The 684-nt window shown below is 70.6% G+C and carries 2 pseudogenes; both read right to left on the reverse strand.

What is annotated here, in order from left to right:
* Positions 1-211, reverse strand: a pseudogene (locus tag HMPREF3086_RS14380) (hypothetical protein); the annotation flags it as partial.
* Positions 212-432: 221 nt separating this feature from the next.
* Positions 433-684, reverse strand: a pseudogene (locus HMPREF3086_RS19090) (hypothetical protein); the annotation flags it as partial.

Raw genomic sequence — 684 nt, forward strand, 5'->3', positions numbered from 1 at the left:
CCCACACCGAGGCCACCATCGCCGACATCGCCTCCGACAAATCCGGCGCCGCCGGCACATCCCCGGCCGCCCCGCCGGCATGCTCACGCATCCACGCGGCCACCTCGCCGATCCGCACCCCCGCTTCGCGCTGCACGACCCGCACGGTGACCTTCTCGCCCCGCGCGAGGAGCACCCCATAGGCGCGAGCAATCTTCTCCGACGTCGACATGACAGCCCCTCCGGTTCGGGGAGACGGTAACGGGTAACAGGTAACGGGAAACGTTCCTAGTTACCGAAGTTACCGCATCCCGCGCTCGGTGGGTAGTCCGCGCGAGGTGTGTCGCGGCGACCGCGGGGGATGGGTGTCCGTCGGTGCGGACGCCTTCGGCGACGAGCCAGATGGGGCCGCTGGGCGCCGGCCAGAGGGCTCGCGGCGAATGGGGCCTGAGGCTATCGGGCGGTGAGGTTGTAGATGTCCAGCACGGCTGCCAATGCGGCATTGTCGGCCGGCGGCGCGACCGGTTGGCCCGGGCCTGCGTCCAGAGCCCCGGCAACATGGTCGCGCAGCCACACCGCCCAGCAGGACCAGTGCGTGCCGTGCTTGGAGAAGTAGTGGATGCCCAGCGCCTGTACGCCGCCGGCGAGGGGAGCGGCTGCCAGCGTGGCGGCCAGTTCGGTCGTCAGATGACGGTCCCCGCTTCG

It is taken from the genome of Dietzia sp. HMSC21D01 (genome assembly GCF_001815995.1).
Classification (GTDB): Bacteria; Actinomycetota; Actinomycetes; order Mycobacteriales; family Mycobacteriaceae; genus Dietzia; species Dietzia cinnamea.